Source organism: Mariniluteicoccus flavus (genome assembly GCF_054776655.1).
Genome location: NZ_BAAHBN010000005.1, coordinates 167,996 through 185,041, shown reverse-complemented (window position 1 = coordinate 185,041; position 17,046 = coordinate 167,996). Strand labels below are relative to the sequence as shown.

Sequence of the window (17,046 nt, the reverse complement as noted above, 5' to 3'; positions counted from 1 at the left end):
GTCGAACGACCCTCAGCCGAACCACGCCCGCGTGGTCTCCGTCGGCCCGTCCAGTTCGGTGAATCCCGCATCGACCACCTGCACGTCGCCGGGCCGGGCCGCCCAGGCGTCCTCGCTCATCGGGACCACGCGTACGCCGAACCCTGCCGCCCGCCACCGCTCCTGCGCCTCCCCCTCCATCGCCTCCCACGCGAGCTGGGCCGCGTGGCCGCACTGGGCCACCGCCTTGCCCGTGGTCATCGTGATCAGGGGGCTGATGCCTATCGCGACGAGCGCCTCGGCGGTCACAGGTGCCGGCTCCAGCGGCAACTCCGTCCCGCTCACCTGCAGGCGGTCCAGCTCGGGGACGAGCGGGCGGACCGGACCCGGCACGAGGGCGCGTACGGCCGCCTTTCCCTGTTCCACGGTGATTCCCGGCAACGCCTGCACGTCGTCCCATCGCTTGCCGCGCGCCCGCCGGACCAGCTTGCGGATGCGACCGTCGCGCCAGAAGTCCACCGCCGGCCGCCAGTCGCCGTCGGTGGCCTCCGGGCTCGCCAGCAGGGCCACGACGGCGCGCGCCCCGGCCTCACACGACTCGAGGTGTCCGGCCGGGTCGACCTTGTCGTGGCGCAGCACGAGCTGCATCGCCCAGGGCACATCAGGTTCCTCGGTCACCATGGTGACATCATCGACGACATCGCCCCGAGGCGGCGAACGCCGATGGCCGGCCCCCGCAGGGGAGCCGGCCACCGGCGTGGTTCAGGTGTGGGTCAGGACTTCTGGACCGTGATCGTCCAGCCGGCGTCGCCGAGCTTGCGATAGTCGGTCACCGGGAAGCCCGACTCGGCCGCCCACGCGGGGATCGACTCGGTCGCCTGGGTGCAGTCGAAGTTGATGACGAGCTCGTCACCGGCGGGCAGGCCGGCGATCGCGCGCTTGGCTTCGACGAGCGGGAACGGGCAGACCTCGCCCGCGGTCTCGAGAACATGCTTGGCCATAAAGGTTTCCTTTCCTAAAACGCTCTCCGAGCGAGCGCACCGAGTCGATGAGTCAGGCGTTCACCAGCGCCGGGCGTACGCTGCCCTGCGCGCTGGCCCTGGCCGGACGGGTGATGAACAGGCGGGCGCCGATGCCCACGCCGATGAAGGTCATGAGGAACGAAAGCCAGCCCTGATAGGAGAACTGGGCCGTCTGGACCATCGAGTTGCCGATGGTGCAGCCGCCCGCAAGCGCGGCGCCGATGCCCATGCCGACGCCGCCGAAGATCGACTTCACGATGGTCGGGCCGTCGGGCACGCGTACGCGGAACTCGCCGCTCGCCTTCGCCGCGATGAACGAGCCGACAAGGATTCCGACGACGAGCCACACACCCCAGTCGACGAGCTTGGCGTTGCCGGTGACCAGATAGTTGGTGAGGTTCGCCGACGGCGTGGTGATGCCGAGGCCCGACTTGCGCCCGGCCGCATAGCTCAGCGGATAGGCAGCGATCGCGATGAGGCCGATGATCACGGCGGTCACGAACGGGTGCCACTGCTTCTCGAACAGCACGTGCGCCAGGCCGGTGCGTTCGGCGGGCAGCTGGGCGACCTTGAGGGCGGGCCTGTTCAGGTGACGGTACGCGGCGTACCCCACGCCCACGGTGAACAGGCCGACGAGGATCCACGGCGAGATGCCGAGGGTGTTCTGGATCGTGGTGGCCGGCACGGTCTGGGCCTGGACGGCCTGGTCGAAGGGCTTGAGCGCGCCGAACTTCATGACGGCGGCGAAACCCGCGTACGCGACGAGGGCGATCCAGCTGCCGACCAGCCCTTCACCGGCGCGGTAGTAGGTGCCGGTGGCGCAGCCTCCGGCCAGGACGATCGAGACGCCGAAGATCAGCGAGCCGAGGAGGACCGCGGCCCACGGCAATGCCTTGTGGGACAGGGTGATCACGCCGGCGGACTGGAGCGCGAAGACGCCGATGCTCTGGACGGCGATCACGATGAGGAAGGCGATCAGGAAGCGATAGCGGCGGGCGAGGAACACGTCACGGAACGCACCGGTGACGCAGAAGCGGCCGCGCTGGAGCACGAAGCCGAGCAGCGCGCCGAGGAACAGACCCGTGATGGGCATGTGGACTCCTGGATGAACGGGGGACGTCGCGAGGCGTCGCGACACCGAAACATTACCCGTTCCTATGGACCCATAGTCAAGACGGATCACATCGCGAGAACGGGGCAAGCAACCGGAAACCTCCACCGGAACCCTCCGCGTCCTGGCGCGACCAGCTGGCGGCGGCGCTCCCGCCGGAAGCCGACGCAGCTGCGGCGACGGAGGCAGCGCCGAAGTTCCGGCTCTGACCCTGGGCGAGCGTGACGAGGGGTCACCCCTTCCGCTCTCCGAGCGAGCGCAGCGAGACGAGGAGTCACCCCTTCCGCGTCACCCACACCGGGATCGTCCCCGTGACCACCTCGCTGCCGTCCCTGACGTACGCAGCCACGCGTACGTCCACCTGGAACGGCGTCTCACGGCCCCAGTCGGTCGGCTCGGTGCGCGCCTCGCAGCGGACGTCGGTCGGCACCTTCGCGAGGTAGTCGAGCGCGATTCCCTTGGGGATCCAGCGCATCCCCGTGGGCACCGTCGCCTCGCACAGCAGCCCCAGCGCCGCCTCGAGCCCGTTGGCGATCGCGATCGCGTGGACGGTGCCGATGTGGTTCTGCACCGCACGCCTCTTGCGGATCGTCACGACCGCGCGGTGGGGCTCCATCACGAGCACATTCGGCCGGACCGACGCGAAATAGGGCGCCTTCGCCATGAACGCCAGCGAGAACGCGCGCTTGCCGAACGGCTTGGACTCGAGGCGGCGGAAGAGGTCGTAGGTGCTGGTCATGGGCCGAGATTACCTGTGAGTACGTTCGCCGAGCGAGTGAAAAGTGCACACCTGTGCCGTATTCGCGCCCTGCGGGGGGACTCACCCAGCGTGTCGCGCACACCTGTGCAGTTTTCGCAGACGGGGCGTCGACCCCCCCCGTGAAAAGTGCACACCTGCGCACTTTCTGCAGCCCGCGCAGCGACTCACCCAGCGTGTCGCGCGCACCTGTGCACTTTTCGCGATCGGGGCCCAGCCGACCCAGCGAGTCGAGGAGCCGTACGCTGGCCCCAGTCCCAGCCCCAGGAGCGTCCATGCCCGTCCCGCTGAAGGTCACCAAGTACAACCGCGACTACCTCAACAAGCTCCTGATCCGCCTCGCCGGCTCCGGAACGTTCGTCGACCTCGAACACGTCGGCCGGAAGTCGGGCACCGTCTTCCACACGCCGCTCATGGCGTTCCGTCACGGCGACGCCGTCACCATCGCCCTCACCTACGGCCCGAACGTCCAGTGGCTGAAGAACATCACCGCCGCCGGGCGCTGCCGCATGAGGCTCGGCGATTCCCTGCTCCACCTGGGAGTCCCGCGGACGATCCCCGCCGAGATCGGCGCCGAGCGCCTGCCGCAACCCCAGCGCACGCTGGTGAAGCACGTGTTCCACATCGTCGACTACATCGAGCTGCCGATCACGGGCGAAGAGCCCTGGTGAACCCCACGGCGTCTTATCGACATCGCTCCTGACAATCATTTCTGTTAGCCTCCTTTCGTTCAGCGAAAGGGGGCAGCGTGTCGCACGCTCGGCGCACCGGCGCCTGGAACCTCGCGTTCGCGACGGCCACCGTCCTCGTCGTCCTCGTCTCCGCCGCGCACGGCCCGCTCGCCACCACGCCGCTCGAGGCCGGCAAGATCGTCCTCGGTCACGTCCTGCCCGGCATGCCCTGGATGACCGACGGCAGCCTCACCCCCGCCCAGGACCAGGCGGTCTGGGGGTTCCGGCTCCCGCGTACGCTGCTGGCCGCCCTCGCCGGAGCCGCCCTGTCCCTGGCCGGCGCCGTCCTTCAGGTGACCGTACGCAACCCCCTCGCCGAGCCCTACATCCTGGGCGTCTCGTCGGGCGCGGGGTTGGGTGTCGTCGCCGCCATCGTGCTCGGATCCACCGCCCTGGCAGGGATTCCGCTGAACCTCTCGGCCTTCGCCGGCGCCGCGGTCACCATCGCGCTCGTCTATGGCCTGGCCCAGAAGCGCGGCGTCGTCCTGCCCACGCGCCTCATCCTCGTCGGCGTCGCCCTCGGCTCGCTGTTGTCGGCCCTCACGAACTTCCTCATCATCTCGACCGACGCCCAGAACATCTACAGCGTCCTGCACTTCCTGCTCGGCTCGGTGTCGGCCGCCACCTGGCCCTCGCTGGCACCCCCCGCAGCGGCCTTCACGATCGGCCTTTTCGTTGTGGGGTTGCGTACGCGGGCCCTCAACGCGCTCATGGTCGGCGACGAGACCGCGACCGCGCTCGGGGTGAACGTCCACCGCCTGCGGCTGGTCCTGCTCGGCGTCACCGCCCTGCTCACCGCCGCCACCGTGTCGGTAGCCGGCGGCATCGGCTTCGTCGGACTGGTCGTTCCCCACGTCGCCCGCATGCTGGTCGGCGCCGACCACCGCCGCGTCATCCCGGTCAGCGTGCTCGGCGGGGCGGCGTTCCTCGCGACGTGTGACCTGCTCGCCCGCGTCATCGCCGAGCCCGTCGAGATCCCCCTCGGCATCCTCACCGCCGTCGCCGGAGCCCCGTTCTTCCTCTGGCTCATGCGCAGCAAGGACGTGTGATGGATCTCCGCTTCTCCCATGTGAGTGTGGATCTGGGCGGTCGGCGCATCGTCGACGACGTCAGCCTCACCGTCCCGTCGGGCACCTGCGTCGGCCTGATCGGCGCCAACGGGTCGGGCAAGTCGACGCTGCTGCGGACGGCCTATCGCGTGCATCGTCCCGCGACCGGGCAGGTCTTCGCGGACGGTGACGACCTCGCCCGCCTCCCGTCGGGCGAAGCCGCCCGGCGGGTCGCGGTGATGACCCAGGAGATCGGGTCGGAGTTCCCGCTCACGGGTCTCGACATGGTGCTCCTGGGCCGCGTACCCCACCAGCACGGTTTCGGCGCCGACTCGCCCCAGGACCTCGACATCGCCCACGGGGCGCTGGCCGAGGTGGGCGCGACCCACCTGGCCGGGCGGACGTTCGCGACATTCTCCGGCGGCGAGAAGCAGCGCGTGCTGCTGGCCCGCGCGCTCGCCCAGCAGGCGCCGATCATGATCCTCGACGAGCCCACCAACCACGCCGACCTCGGCTTCCAGCACGAGCTGCTCCACCTCGTCGCCGGCCGTGGCGCGACGGTGCTCGCGGCGTTGCACGACGTGAACCTCGCCCTCGCGTACTGCGATCGCGCCGCCGTCATGGTCGACGGCCGCCTGCGCGCCGACGGGGCGGTCGAGGACGTGCTGACCCCCGAGCTGGTCGATGACGTGCTGCGCGTGGCGTCCCACGCGCTCGATGACCCGCGCGGCGGCCGGGTCCTGTCGTTCCGCCGCCGCGTACCTGCCCAATCCACTCCCCAGAAGGAAAAGACATGACCCGTACGCCTGCCCTCGCCCTCCTCGCCGCCAGCGCCGTGGCCCTCACCGCGTGCGGTCAGTCGGTCGCGCCCGTCGCGAAGGCGGACCACGTCGCCGCCCCGGTGACGCTGACGAACTGCGGCACCGAGACAGCCTTCCCGGCGCCGCAGCGCGTCGTCGCGCTCAACCTCGGGCAGGCGGGCCTCGTCGCGCGCCTCGGCGAGGCCAAGAAGGTCGTCGGCGTCGCCCAGACGAAGGGGAGCCCCCTGCCGGCGGACCTGACGGCCGGCGGCCACCAGGTGCCGGTCCTCAGCGTCGAGGCCCCGCCGACCCGCGAGCAGCTGCTCAGCGCCAAGCCCGATCTGGTCCTGTCGCCGACGACGTACGAGTTCACCGCAGAGAAGGGGTACGCGACCCAGGAGCAGCTCAAGCAGGCCGGCGCCCAGACCTATGTGGCGGCCGCCGGGTGCTTCGGGCGCCGGTCGAAGGCGGAGGTGACCGACGTCCTCACCGACGTCGACGCGCTCGGCAGGATCCTGCGGGCCGAACCGAAGGCCGCCGAGCTGCGGAAGCAGGGTGAGCAGCAGCTGAAGCAGGCCGCCGACCGCGCACAGGGCAAGACGCCGGTGAGCCTCGCGCAGCTGTTCATCGAGGGCGACACGGTGACGGCGATCGGCGCGGGTGTCGAGCACAGCATCGCGAAGGCCGCGGGCGCCGCGCCGGTGTTCACTCCCGACGACCCGGCGTTCGCGAAGTTCTTCGCCGCCGAGGTTTCCCGCGAGACGTTGCTGGCGAAGAACCCTGGCGCGATCGTGATCGCGACGACGAGCGACTCCCACGAGCAGCGCTCGCGCGCCTGGCTCGCGCAACATCTGGGTCAGACTGACGCGGTGAAGAACAACCGCATCATCGTGATCCCGGCGACCGAGGTGCTGCCGGGAACGTGGGGCAACCTGGACGCGGTGACGACGATCAACAGGGCGCTGTACGCGGGCTGAGCCCACGTTGAGTCAGGGTTTGTCGATCCGCACGGTCAGGCGCTCGTCGTCGTTGGCGATCCGCACGGTGAAGTCCACCCGGACGTCGCGCCGCTCTTTCGCGCCCTGGCGCGTCACGAAGTCGCCGGTGAAGTCGACGTCGTCGCGGGCCTGGAAATCGGTGCGCGACCGGACGAGCTTGAGGACCATCCGCCCGGTCACCATGGTCCAGCGGACGCTGCGATAGCGCCCGCCCGTGGCGAAGTCCATGAGGCACCCGGCGGGCCGCAGGTCGTTGGTCCGTGCGCAGTCCTCGAAGTGTTGCTTCACCTTCCCCGAGACGATCCGGTTCCCCTCCTCCCCGAGTTCGTCCGACGACGGAATGTCGACGGGGACGCTCGGCGGCGCTGTGATCGTCATCAACTCCGGCGTGAGCGGCGACGACTTGGCGCCGGTGAACACGGCGTACTTGTTCTGGGTCGCACCTCGTACTGCCCCGGGAACAGCGCCACGGTCTCGCCCTCGCCGATGGTTTCGCCGAACAGCTTCGTGGGCGAGGTCGCGCGCAGCGAAGCGGCACACGCGACCTTCCAGCCGCCGGCCTCGTGGTGCGCCGGCAGCAGCCAGGTGTCCACCGACGATCCTGCCTGGACGACGTACAGGCCCGGGGCCCGCCGGTCGAACGACACCAAGCCCATGCCCAGCGCACGCTGCGCGCTCAGCACCTTGTCGTTCATCAGTCGCTGCGACGCCGCATCGGTCGAGCTGCAGAAGGAGAGCGCCTTGCCCGCGTCACCCGCCTTGAGTGCGTTCAGGTAGCCCTCGGCCGCGCGGTCGGCCGGGTCGCGTGGCCCCATGACCACCCAGGCACCGCCACCCGCCACAGCGAGGACGATCACCACGACGACGGCGATGATCCAGCGGGTCGCGGACTTCTTGCGCGGCGGCCCGGACTCAGGTCCGGGTGAGGGGTTCATGACCGAAACCTACCCCGGGTACGCGACCGCCCGACAGGGCGCTACCCCCGACGGTCGGAAAGTCTGTGTGTATGGGGATGTGTATACACACGCGATTTTCGAGGGCCGCCTGAAACGCACTCCGAGCGAGCGCCACGCTCACGCTGGCTGAGCGAGCGAGAGCGAGTCGAAGCCACCCACGCCCACGCTGGCTGAGCGAGTGCCAGCGAGTCGAAGCCCCCCACCCCACGCTGGCTGAGCGAGCGCGCCCACCCCACGCTGGCTGAGCGAGCGCCAGCGAGTCGAAGCCCCCCACCCCACGCTGGCTGAGCGAGCGCGCCCACCCCACGCTGGCTGAGCGAGCGCCAGCGAGTCGAAGCCCCTACCCCCGCTCCAACCACTCCTCCAACAACCCCCGCACCGCCTCCGGCCGCTCGAGGTGAACGTTGTGTCCCGCCCCGTCAAGCACCGCGTACGTCGCTCGCGAATAGCGCTCCAGCAAGTCCACCTGATCGCGCCAACCCACCGTGTCGTCCTCGCGTCCGCAGATGATCGTCGTCGGCGCGTCCCACGGCCCGGTCTCGATCTCCCCGAGGCTGTAGTTGGCCGCGATCCGCCCCAGCGCCTCCGGATCGCCCGCCCGGAGGCCAGGCACGATCTGCTCGGTGAACACCGCGTGGTGCGGAGCATCCTGGAGGTAGGCAACCGCGCCGAAGTCCTTCCGCTCCTCCTCCGAAAGCGTGCCCCAGAACACGTCATCGCGCAGCGGGGTGACGGCGGGCAGCGTACGCAGCTCCCGCTCGGCGACGGCGACCGGCGCGATCAGGGCCATGCCGGCCACCTGATCCGGGCGACGACGCACGAGCTCGCGCGCGACCAGGCCGCCGAAACTCACGCCCACGACGCGAAAGCGGCGATCGCCCACCACCTCGTCGAGCCAGGCGTCCACCGCATCGACCACGTCGGCGGCCGAGTCGATGCCGTCACCGGGCGACCGTCCCATGCCGGGGAAATCGGGATAGACACGTTCCACGCCACGACGTTCTCCGAGCGAGCGCCAGCGAGACGAGGAGTCGAACAGCGGTTCCAGCAGCGGCACCATCATGCGGTGGTCGACCGTGAATCCGTGCAGCGCAACCAGCGGCTCGCCGGATCCGTGCGCGACGTGGTGGATCACGATTCCTGCTCCAGCAGGGAAAGCAGACCGGGGAAGCGCTCGTCGAGGTCATCGCGCCGCAGCCGCACCTTGCGGCTGTTGCCGCGGTCGACCTGGCAGACCAACCCCGCCTCGCGCAGCACGCGGAAGTGGTGGGTCAGCGTCGACTTCGACACGCCTAGCTCGAAGCTCACGCACGTGCGCTCCGTGTCAGCCGGCTCCCCCGCCAGTGTCACCACGACACGGCGACGCAGCGGGTCGGCGAGCGCGTGGAGCACCCGGCCGAGCTCCATCTCGTCGACGGTCGGATGACCTTCCTCGTCAGGCATGCGTACTCCTCGCTCCAGTGACCAGATCCACAGGTTCGATTGACATCGTACCATTCACCTGATCCCCTAGGTACGAACACCATCGAACCTAGGAGCACACCCCATGCGCCAGACCCGTACGCCGTCCCGGCTCGCCCTACCGTCGATCCTCGCGGCCCAACTCGTCATCCCGATGTCGATCGCCGGCACCGCCGTCGCGCTCCCCGACATCGCCGCCGACCTGGGCGCCGCGCCCGGCCCCCTGCAGTGGATCGTCAACGGCTTCAACGTGGTCTTCGCCCTCATGACGCTGGTGTGGGGCAGCCTCTCCGACCGCTTCGGCCAGGACCGCACCTTCCGGCTCGGCATCGTCATCGCCCTCGCCGGCTCGGCCCTCAGCGCCGGCGCGTCCAGCCTCTATCTCCTCGACGCCGCCCGCGTCCTCGCCGGCATCGGCGCAGCCGCCGTCCTCACCGGCGCGACCGCGGTCATCTCGAACGGCTGGGAGGGCAAGGCACGAGCCCGCGCCTTCGCCCTGTTCGGCACCGCCAACGGCCTGGGCCTGGCGCTCGGCCCGTCGGTCTCGGGTCTGTTGGTCCACGCCTTCGGCTGGCGCGGCGTGTTCTGGGCGCAGGCCGCAATGCTCACCGTGGCGCTCGTCGGCTCCGTCGCCGTCCCCCGCGTACGCCACGCCGCGCCCAGCCGTGGCCTGCTCGATCTCGGCGCCCTGCGGCATCCGGGTTTCACAGCCATGGCGCTCGTCCCGGTCGCGGGAGCGATCGGATTCGTGACGCTGCTGACCTACCTGCCGAACGCCTTCGCCGCCGTGCATGGGCTTTCCGCCGATCGCGCTGGGCTGATGATGCTGCTCGCGAGCACGCCGGTGTTCGTCTCGCCCATGGTGGTGTCGGCGGTCCAGCAGCGCTGGGACAGCGTCACGTCAGGCGCTGTCGTCGCCGCCTCGCTCGCCAGCCTGGTCGTAGGAACCCTTGGCATGGTGGCGATCGCGCCGGATCGGCCCCTCCCCCTCGTCGCGGTCCCGATGATCCTCATCGGGCTCGGCTTCGGCCTGCCGCTGGGCCTGGTCGACGGGGAGGCCCTGGCGTACGTCCCGGCCCACGCGGCCGGTGCCGCCGCAGGCCTGCTGAACTTCCTGCGCATCGGCTCCGAGGCCGTCGCCGTCGCCGCGTACGCCGCGGGGCTCACGTTCGCCGTCCGCGCGCGCATCCCCGACCAACAGCTCGCCGACCGCGTCGCGTCGGGCCAGCCGGGCGGCGCTGAGGCGTACGCGGGTTCGCTCCACCTGGTCGCGTACGCGCTGGCGGCCGCGGTGATCGTCGTCAGCGTGGCGATCTGGCGACTGCGACAGACCGCCGATCTCCGAGCGAGCGCCACTCCCCACGCTGGCTGAGCGAGCGCCAGCGAGTCGAAGCCCCCCCCCCCCGCCCACGCTGGCTGAGCGAGCGCCAGCGAGTCGAAGCCCCTACCCCCGCCCGCTAGAATGCACCGTTCCCGACCCGCAGTGGCGCGGGCCGCCCCGCCGGCTCGACCCTTGAAGGAGACCTCGTGTCGACCCCCGCCACCGACTTCCCGCTCGTCCCCCGGGCCGGTGATCGCGAGACGTCCACCCTCGCCGCACTGCGGAACCCGCGCCGCTTGAAGACCGAGGTCCTCGGTGGTCTCGTCGTCGCACTGGCCCTGATCCCCGAGGCCATCTCGTTCTCGATCATCGCCGGCGTCGACCCGCGGCTCGGCCTGTTCGCGTCGTTCACGATGGCCTGCACCATCGCGATCGTCGGCGGCCGACCCGCCATGATCTCGGCGGCCACCGGCGCGGTCGCGCTGGTCATCGCCCCGGTCGCGCGCGAGCACGGCCTGCAATATTTCCTCGCGACCGTCCTCCTCGCCGGGGTGCTGCAGATCCTGATGAGCGTGCTGGGTGTGGCGAAGCTGATGCGCTTCATCCCGCGCATGGTGATGGTCGGCTTCGTCAACGCGCTGGCGATCCTGGTGTTCGCGGCCCAGCTGCCGCACCTCATCGGGCCCGGAGTTCCCTGGCTGGTCTATCCGATGGTGGCGCTCGGGATCGCCATCCTCGTCGGGCTTCCGCGACTCACGAACGTCGTGCCGGCCCCGCTGGTCGTCATCGTCGTCGTCACCACGCTCGTCCATCTGGCCGGCTGGCGCATGCCGACGGTCGGCGACCAGGGTCAGCTCCCGGATTCGCTGCCCCAGTTGGTCTTCCCGGAAGTCCCGATCAACCTTGAGACCCTGAGGATCATCGGCCCGTACGCCTTCGCCATGGCTCTCGTCGGCCTGCTCGAGTCGTTGATGACGGCCAAGCTCGTCGATGACATCACCGACACCCACTCCAACAAGACCCGCGAGGCCTGGGGCCAGGGCGTCGCCAACCTCGTGAGCGGATTCTTCGGCGGCATGGGCGGGTGCGCCATGATCGGCCAGACGATGATCAACGTGAAGGCGTCGGGGGCGCGTACGCGGCTCTCGACGTTCCTCGCGGGAGCCTTCCTCCTCGCCCTTGTCGTGGGCGCCGGCCCGGCGGTGGCCCGCATTCCCATGGCGGCGCTCGTCGCGGTCATGGTGATGGTCTCGGTCGCGACGTTCGACTGGCACAGCATCCGCCCGACCACGCTGCGCCGCATGCCGTTCAGCGAGACGCTGGTCATGCTCGTCACCGTGGGCGTGACGGTGGGGACGCACAACCTCGCGTACGGCGTCATCGCCGGTGTGAACACGGCCTTCATCGTGTTCGCGCGTCGCGTGGCCCACTTCTCCACGGTGGAACGGATCGACGAGATCGACGAGGACGGCGACGGGACCATCGACCGGCGCACCTATCGCGTCCACGGCGAGCTGTTCTTCGCCTCCAGCAACGATCTGGTCTATCAGTTCGACTATGCGGGCGACCCGGCCCACGTGGTCATCGACCTGTCGGGCTCGCACATCTGGGACGCATCGACGGTGGCGGCGCTGGACGCGATCCGGGCGCGCTATGAGGCCAAGGGCAAGCAGGTGGAGATCCGCGGGCTGAACGACGCGTCGGCGACGCGCCTGGAGCGGCTGTCAGGCCACTTGGGACACTGAGGCCATGACCCCGCGTCACGCCGCCTTCGCCACCCCGTTCCCGCCGACCGATCCCGAGGAGACGTTCGCGAGCAGCCTGATGTTGAAGGTCGCGACGGGCTGGGACCGGGACGCGCTCGAGTCCCACATCACCGACCTGACGGTGCACGACGACATGGGCGCCTATTTCGACGAGGTGCTCACCGAGGATGAGGCGCTCACCGTGTTGGACGACGTCATCGCCGCCTATCGCGCCGCGGTGACCGAGCCGTCTGCCGATGCCCGTGCCCTGGCCGCCGCCTTCGAGGCGCTCGCCGCCCGCCAGATCGCGGTCTCGTTCGGCGAGGGGTGGGACAAGGACGAGGCGCTGGACGCGGGGACGGCGACGGCGACGGCCCAACGGACGGGAGCGGTCGGCTGCGCGTACGCGACCACCCAGGACCTCGACAGGCTGGTCTTCGTCGATCGGCTGTTCCTGGGCTTCTCCTCGCTCGGCACAGATGCCGCGTCGACCGAGGAGGTGGGTCGCATCGTGACCGAAACCCTGCGTGAGCACGGGCTGCCGGCCGAGTGGTCAGGGAACTGGAGCGCCCGCATCGAGGTCCACCCGCTGGTGTGGGAGATCCCGTTCGCGGAGTGATCGTCGACCTCGGCAACGATCGTCCTCGTCACCTCACAGGAACCGGTCCAGGAACGTCCGCGTGCGCTGGTGTTGCGGCGCGCCCAGCACCTGCTCCGGCGACCCCTCCTCCACGACGACCCCCTCGTCCATGAACACCACCCGGTCGGCCGCGCCGCGCGCGAAGCCCACCTCGTGGGTGACGACGATCATGGTGAATCCCTGCCCGGCAAGGTCGCGCATCGTGGTCAGCACCTCCCCCACCAGTTCGGGGTCGAGCGCCGACGTCGGCTCATCGAACAGCAGCAGCGATGGCTTGATGGCCAGGGCCCGGGCGATGGCCACGCGCTGTTGCTGTCCGCCGGACAGCTGCTTGGGATAGCTCTTCTCGCGGTCGGCAAGTCCCACCATCCCCAGCAGTTCGCGCGCGTGGGCCACGGCCCCGGCGCGGGGGACGCCGTGGATCCCCACCGGGGCCTCGATGAGGTTCTCCAGCACGTTCATGTGCGGAAACAGGTTGAACTGCTGGAACACCATGCCGATCTGCCGTCGTTGCCGAGCGGCGACCTTGTCGGAGGCAACGGTGAGCTGGCCCCGTTCGGTGACATAGCCGATCTGGGTGCCGTTGACGAGGATCGATCCAGACTGCATCGTCTCGAGACCGTTGATGCACCGCAGGAACGTCGACTTGCCCGACCCGGACGGGCCGAGGATGACGATGACCTCGCCCTTGTGGACGTCGAGGTCGATGCCCTTGAGCACCTCGAGTGGGCCGAAGCTCTTGTGGACGTTGCGTGCGGTCACGATGGGCTGGTTCATGCGTGCTCCTGTGCGAGGTCGGACGCGGGCGGAGGCGGTGTGCCCCGCGCGAATCGGCGGCGCCACCAGGCCTGCACCGACGCCGTCAGCGACTGCGGTCCGCCGCTCCCCCTGGCGTAGTAGTCCTCTATGAAGGACTGGATGACGTTCAGGATGGAGGTGACGATCAGATACCAGACGACCGCGACGAGCAGCAGCGGAATCGTTTGGAAGGTGCGGTTGTAGACCGATTGCACCGTGTAAAGCAGGTCGGCCATCGCGATGACCGACACCATCGAGGTCGCCTTCACCATGGAGATCAGCTGATTGCCGGTGGGAGGGATAATCGAGCGCATGGCCTGCGGCAGGATCACCCGTCGCAGCGCCCGACGCTCATCCATGCCGAACGCCCTGGCCGCATCCTTCTGCCCCTGGTCCACCCCCAGCAGACCGCCGCGGATGATCTCGGCCATGTACGCCCCCTCATTCAGCCCCAGGCCGAGGATCGCGGCCGTCAGCGGGGTGATCAATTGGTTGGTCTGGACGCTCCACAGCGTTGGCCCGAAGGGAATCCCGAAGTTGAACCGGGGGATCAGGGCCGCGAGGTTGAACCAGAAGATCAGTTGGACCAGCAGCGGCGTGCCGCGGAAGAACCAGATGTAGAGCCCGGCAACGCTGCTGAGCAGGCGATTGCTGGACATGCGGGCGATGGCGAACACCACGCCCAGGATCAGGCCCAACACCATGGCGACCGCCGACAGCCACAGGGTGGTCCACAGGGCCTTCGCGATGGATGGTGCCCGGAACCAGGACCAGACGACGTCCCATTCGAAGCGAGGATTGGTCACCAGCAGCTTGATGATCAGCAGCGCGGCCACGGCCACGACAGCGCGGGCGACCCACTGTCCCCAGCGGATGGGGACGCGCGCACCGGCGACGTCGTGGGCGGTCTGGTCGTGCGCGGTCTGGCGTCTCTTCATCTCAGACATGGCCTCAGCTCTTCGCCAGGTTCATTCCGGGCTTGTCGACCTTGTTCGACTCGATGCCCCACTTCTTCATGACGGCGGCGTATGTACCGTTGCGGAAGAGTTCCTGCAGGCTCTCCTCCATGACGGGCCCCAGCGGCGACCCCTTCTTCACCACCGCCCCCTGATAGAGGGCGTCGAAGCCGTTCGGCTTCCCCTGACCCGCGAGTTCAAGTTTGCCGTTGGCCTCCTTGACGAAGTAGGTCAGCGGCGCCTGCGATGAGAAGAAGGCGTCCGAGCGGCCCGACTGCACCGACAGGATCGACTGGGGCTGGTCCTTGAACGACATCACTTCCACAGCGGGTTTTCCCGCGCCCACACAGGTCTCGGACTGCTTCTTGATGACCTTCTCGGCCGACCCTCCGGCCTGCACGGCGATCTTCGCGCCGCACGTGCTGTCGAGCCCATCGATCTCCTTCGGGTTGCCTGCAGGCACGGCGAAGACCACGAACTCCTGGACATAGTCGATGAAGTCGTTCGACTTCTGTCGCTCCTTGAAGTCTCCGATCGGGCCGAACGCCATCTGATAACGGTCGGCGGAGAGACCGGTCAGGATGCTGGAGAGCCCGTCAACGGTCTTGTGCTCGATCGTGATCCCCCACATCTGCTCCAGCGCCTTCACGAGATCCGCGCTGGCGCCGCTCGCCGAACCGTCGGTCTGGATGATCTCGTAGGGCGGGAAGGAGCCCGAGTTCACCGTGACCATCTTTCCCGCCGCCACGATGTCGGCCGGGAGCTTGCTGCGCAGGGCGTCGTTGCGCTGTTGGGTGGGAACGTCGGCCTTCTGCTGCGGGGCGGCTGTCTGCTTCGCGGCCTGATCCGGGTCCTGGGCCGAACATGCCGACGCGGTCAAGAGGAGGACGGAAGCGGCGACGACCCGCAGATTTCGATGAGTACGCATGATTTCTCCTTGTGGTCGGATTGGGCGTGGTCAGGTGAGGCGTGGGTCAGGTGAGGACGGTCGGGAGGGGATCGGCGAGCCGGCGGTTGGCGAGGACGGGGAGGCTGGCACGGGCGACGTTGATCTGCTCGCGCTCCAGCGTCGCGAAGATGAGGGCCGGGGCTCCCCCGGCGGCCGCGATGGTGACCCCGAGTGGGTCGATGACGGCGGAACACCCGATGTTGCGCTCGCTGATCTCGCCCGCCGCGACGACATAGACGGTGTTCTCGAGGGCGCGGGCGGTGCACATCACCTGCCAGTGCATCTCCTTCAGGGAACCACGCACCCAGGCGGCCGAGAGCAGGATGGCGTCCGCACCGCGCGCGGCGTGGAGCCGCGCGAGCTCGGGGAAGCGCACGTCATAACAGGTGAGGACACCGAAGCGGAACCCATCGATCTCGACGAGGTCGGGAACCTCGGACCCCGGGTCGACCCGGTCGGATTCCTTGGCGGAGAAGGCGTCATAGAGATGGAGCTTCTGATAGGCACAGATGATCTCGCCCCGGTCGACCACGACGAACACGTTCGCCGAGCGTCCCCCGTCACGCGGCACGTGGACTGTTCCCGCGAGGGCCAGCCCATGGCGCTCCGACATCTCCCGCAGGCCCGAGACGAAGGGACCCTCCAATGGCTGCGCCGTGGCATTCGTGAAGTTCTGGTCCGACGGGTCCCTGGCGATGAGTCCTTCGGGCGCCAACAGAAGCCGGGCTCCGCGCGCAGCAGCCTGTTCGGCGAGCGTGTCGAGTTGAGTCAGATTCTCCTGCCATGATCGCTGGATCTGCAGCTGGGCGACGGCGATGGGGAAATGTCGTGCCGATGTCATTGGATCTCCTGGAGGGATAGGGGGAAGAGCTCGGACAGCGTCGGGGCCTGGGCGACGATGCCCTGCAGCTCCAGCTGCCGGCCGAACTCTGTGAACATGGCGGCGTTGCTGGGCAGGCCCTGGTGGTTCCACGAGGCCCCGAGGCGGGTGGCCTCGAGCAGTGCGGCGAACAACCAGGGGCTGGTGTCTGCGTACCGCTGCCTCTTGTAGTCCCACATGGCTTGAGAATCGCTCAGAGCATCCGAGATCAGCGCCGCTGTCGTCGCGTCGATCCGATCGGAGTGGAACCCGAGAAGGTGCATGCCCGGGACGAAACCCTCGGTCGCGAACCAGGCGCTCTCCGCGCCGACCACGTCGCGATACAGGGGACGCCAGGGCGAGCCGGTTTCGAAGAAGCCCGGCGGCATGAAGGGAGTGAGCACCGCGGAGATGTCCCCGTGGTCCAGCAGGTCGACCAGCGACCGCTCGTCGGGATCGGCGAAGACGCGTCCCGGCACGCCGAACCCCTGGAGCCTGTCCTGCACGGGGTGGTCGTTCGTCAGCCGTCCGACGACCCACTGCGCGTCATCGATCGCGAGCCCGTCCGCCGCCAGTGCCGCCCGCGTCCAGGTGTTCCCGGAATCGGGCCAACCAGTGAGGCCGACGCGGGTCCCGCGGAGGTCGCGGGCCGAAGTCGCGGGAGAGTCGTGCCGGACGATGACGCACCGGTGCCGGAATCCCCGCATCAGGATGTGGGGCAGGGCGACCATGCGTACATCACCGTCGGTGCGCGCCCGCCAATGCTGTGACATCGAGAGCTCGGCACCGTCGAACGCGGGGTCACCGTACGGGGGGAGCGGAGAGACACGCTCCACCCGGAGGTCAACGCCATTGTCCCGCAGAGCGGTCAGGTCCACGTCCCCCAGGAGCAACGGGGTCAGGTGATCCCAGTC

At 69.1% G+C, this 17,046-nt stretch carries 20 protein-coding genes; 7 read left to right on the top strand and 13 right to left on the bottom strand.

Annotation, left to right across the window (positions count from 1 at the left end; translation table 11 throughout):
- Positions 1 to 12: 12 nt before the first annotated feature.
- From ACYVAG_RS10485 to ACYVAG_RS10470, 4 genes are all read right to left on the bottom strand, one after another.
- Positions 13 to 627, bottom strand: a complete 615-nt coding sequence (locus ACYVAG_RS10485) for a peptidyl-tRNA hydrolase (protein WP_460769618.1) — start codon at positions 625 to 627, stop codon at positions 13 to 15.
- A 125-nt stretch (positions 628 to 752) separates the two neighbouring features.
- Positions 753 to 980, bottom strand: a complete 228-nt coding sequence (locus ACYVAG_RS10480; protein WP_460769470.1) for a sulfurtransferase TusA family protein — start codon at positions 978 to 980, stop codon at positions 753 to 755.
- Between the two features lie 52 nt (positions 981 to 1,032).
- Positions 1,033 to 2,094: a YeeE/YedE family protein gene (locus ACYVAG_RS10475; RefSeq protein ID WP_460769468.1), complete on the bottom strand. Its 1,062-nt coding sequence runs from the start codon at positions 2,092 to 2,094 to the stop codon at positions 1,033 to 1,035.
- Between the two features lie 292 nt (positions 2,095 to 2,386).
- Positions 2,387 to 2,851, bottom strand: a complete 465-nt coding sequence (locus ACYVAG_RS10470; protein WP_460769466.1) for a hotdog fold domain-containing protein — start codon at positions 2,849 to 2,851, stop codon at positions 2,387 to 2,389.
- A 293-nt stretch (positions 2,852 to 3,144) separates the two neighbouring features.
- Here ACYVAG_RS10470 and ACYVAG_RS10465 point away from each other — a divergent pair, with 293 nt between their 5' ends.
- From ACYVAG_RS10465 to ACYVAG_RS10450, 4 genes are all read left to right on the top strand, one after another.
- Entirely contained in the window at positions 3,145 to 3,540 is a 396-nt protein-coding gene (locus ACYVAG_RS10465) for a nitroreductase family deazaflavin-dependent oxidoreductase (RefSeq protein ID WP_460769465.1), read from the top strand.
- Positions 3,541 to 3,617: 77 nt separating this feature from the next.
- Complete coding sequence (locus ACYVAG_RS10460; protein WP_460769463.1) at positions 3,618 to 4,649, top strand: FecCD family ABC transporter permease; 1,032 nt, start codon at positions 3,618 to 3,620, stop codon at positions 4,647 to 4,649.
- A complete protein-coding gene (locus ACYVAG_RS10455; protein WP_460769461.1) occupies positions 4,649 to 5,446 on the top strand; it encodes an ABC transporter ATP-binding protein in 798 nt (265 codons plus the stop codon). Before ACYVAG_RS10460 ends, ACYVAG_RS10455 begins: the two co-directional genes overlap by 1 nt.
- Positions 5,443 to 6,426 (top strand): ABC transporter substrate-binding protein, encoded by a 984-nt coding sequence (locus tag ACYVAG_RS10450; RefSeq protein ID WP_460769460.1) that lies wholly within the window; start codon positions 5,443 to 5,445, stop codon positions 6,424 to 6,426. Before ACYVAG_RS10455 ends, ACYVAG_RS10450 begins: the two co-directional genes overlap by 4 nt.
- A 12-nt stretch (positions 6,427 to 6,438) precedes the next feature.
- Here the strand turns inward: ACYVAG_RS10450 and ACYVAG_RS10445 are convergent, their stop codons facing one another.
- The 4 genes from ACYVAG_RS10445 to ACYVAG_RS10430 form a co-directional block, all read right to left on the bottom strand.
- Positions 6,439 to 6,825 (bottom strand): hypothetical protein, encoded by a 387-nt coding sequence (locus ACYVAG_RS10445; protein WP_460769458.1) that lies wholly within the window; start codon positions 6,823 to 6,825, stop codon positions 6,439 to 6,441.
- Positions 6,825 to 7,382, bottom strand: coding sequence for a hypothetical protein (locus tag ACYVAG_RS10440; RefSeq protein ID WP_460769457.1), 558 nt, complete (start codon positions 7,380 to 7,382; stop codon positions 6,825 to 6,827). Before ACYVAG_RS10440 ends, ACYVAG_RS10445 begins: the two co-directional genes overlap by 1 nt.
- A 361-nt stretch (positions 7,383 to 7,743) precedes the next feature.
- Complete coding sequence (locus ACYVAG_RS10435) at positions 7,744 to 8,538, bottom strand: alpha/beta fold hydrolase (protein ID WP_460769455.1); 795 nt, start codon at positions 8,536 to 8,538, stop codon at positions 7,744 to 7,746.
- Entirely contained in the window at positions 8,535 to 8,846 is a 312-nt protein-coding gene (locus tag ACYVAG_RS10430; protein ID WP_460769453.1) for an ArsR/SmtB family transcription factor, read from the bottom strand. The genes ACYVAG_RS10435 and ACYVAG_RS10430 overlap by 4 nt, the downstream gene beginning before the upstream one ends.
- Before the next feature lie 103 nt (positions 8,847 to 8,949).
- Here ACYVAG_RS10430 and ACYVAG_RS10425 point away from each other — a divergent pair, with 103 nt between their 5' ends.
- The 3 genes from ACYVAG_RS10425 (at position 8,950) to ACYVAG_RS10415 (ending at position 12,549) form a co-directional block, all read left to right on the top strand.
- Positions 8,950 to 10,236, top strand: coding sequence for an MFS transporter (locus ACYVAG_RS10425; RefSeq protein ID WP_460769452.1), 1,287 nt, complete (start codon positions 8,950 to 8,952; stop codon positions 10,234 to 10,236).
- A gap of 155 nt (positions 10,237 to 10,391) precedes the next feature.
- On the top strand, positions 10,392 to 11,930 hold the full coding sequence (locus ACYVAG_RS10420; RefSeq protein ID WP_460769450.1) for a SulP family inorganic anion transporter: 1,539 nt from the start codon (positions 10,392 to 10,394) through the stop codon (positions 11,928 to 11,930).
- A 4-nt stretch (positions 11,931 to 11,934) separates the two neighbouring features.
- Positions 11,935 to 12,549 carry a DUF6891 domain-containing protein gene (locus ACYVAG_RS10415; protein ID WP_460769448.1) on the top strand — a complete coding sequence of 205 codons (615 nt, stop codon included), beginning with the start codon at positions 11,935 to 11,937 and terminating at the stop codon, positions 12,547 to 12,549.
- Positions 12,550 to 12,582: 33 nt separating this feature from the next.
- Here the strand turns inward: ACYVAG_RS10415 and ACYVAG_RS10410 are convergent, their stop codons facing one another.
- The 5 genes from ACYVAG_RS10410 to ACYVAG_RS10390 are packed head-to-tail and all read right to left on the bottom strand — an operon-like array spanning position 12,583 to position 16,905.
- Complete coding sequence (locus ACYVAG_RS10410; RefSeq protein ID WP_460769616.1) at positions 12,583 to 13,335, bottom strand: amino acid ABC transporter ATP-binding protein; 753 nt, start codon at positions 13,333 to 13,335, stop codon at positions 12,583 to 12,585.
- Positions 13,336 to 13,343: 8 nt separating this feature from the next.
- Positions 13,344 to 14,315 (bottom strand): amino acid ABC transporter permease, encoded by a 972-nt coding sequence (locus ACYVAG_RS10405; RefSeq protein ID WP_460769447.1) that lies wholly within the window; start codon positions 14,313 to 14,315, stop codon positions 13,344 to 13,346.
- A gap of 4 nt (positions 14,316 to 14,319) precedes the next feature.
- Positions 14,320 to 15,252, bottom strand: coding sequence for an ABC transporter substrate-binding protein (locus tag ACYVAG_RS10400; RefSeq protein ID WP_460769445.1), 933 nt, complete (start codon positions 15,250 to 15,252; stop codon positions 14,320 to 14,322).
- A gap of 46 nt (positions 15,253 to 15,298) precedes the next feature.
- On the bottom strand, positions 15,299 to 16,114 hold the full coding sequence (locus tag ACYVAG_RS10395) for a nitrilase-related carbon-nitrogen hydrolase (protein WP_460769443.1): 816 nt from the start codon (positions 16,112 to 16,114) through the stop codon (positions 15,299 to 15,301).
- On the bottom strand, positions 16,111 to 16,905 hold the full coding sequence (locus ACYVAG_RS10390) for a hypothetical protein (protein WP_460769441.1): 795 nt from the start codon (positions 16,903 to 16,905) through the stop codon (positions 16,111 to 16,113). The genes ACYVAG_RS10395 and ACYVAG_RS10390 overlap by 4 nt, the downstream gene beginning before the upstream one ends.
- Between the last annotated feature and the right edge of the window lie 141 nt (positions 16,906 to 17,046).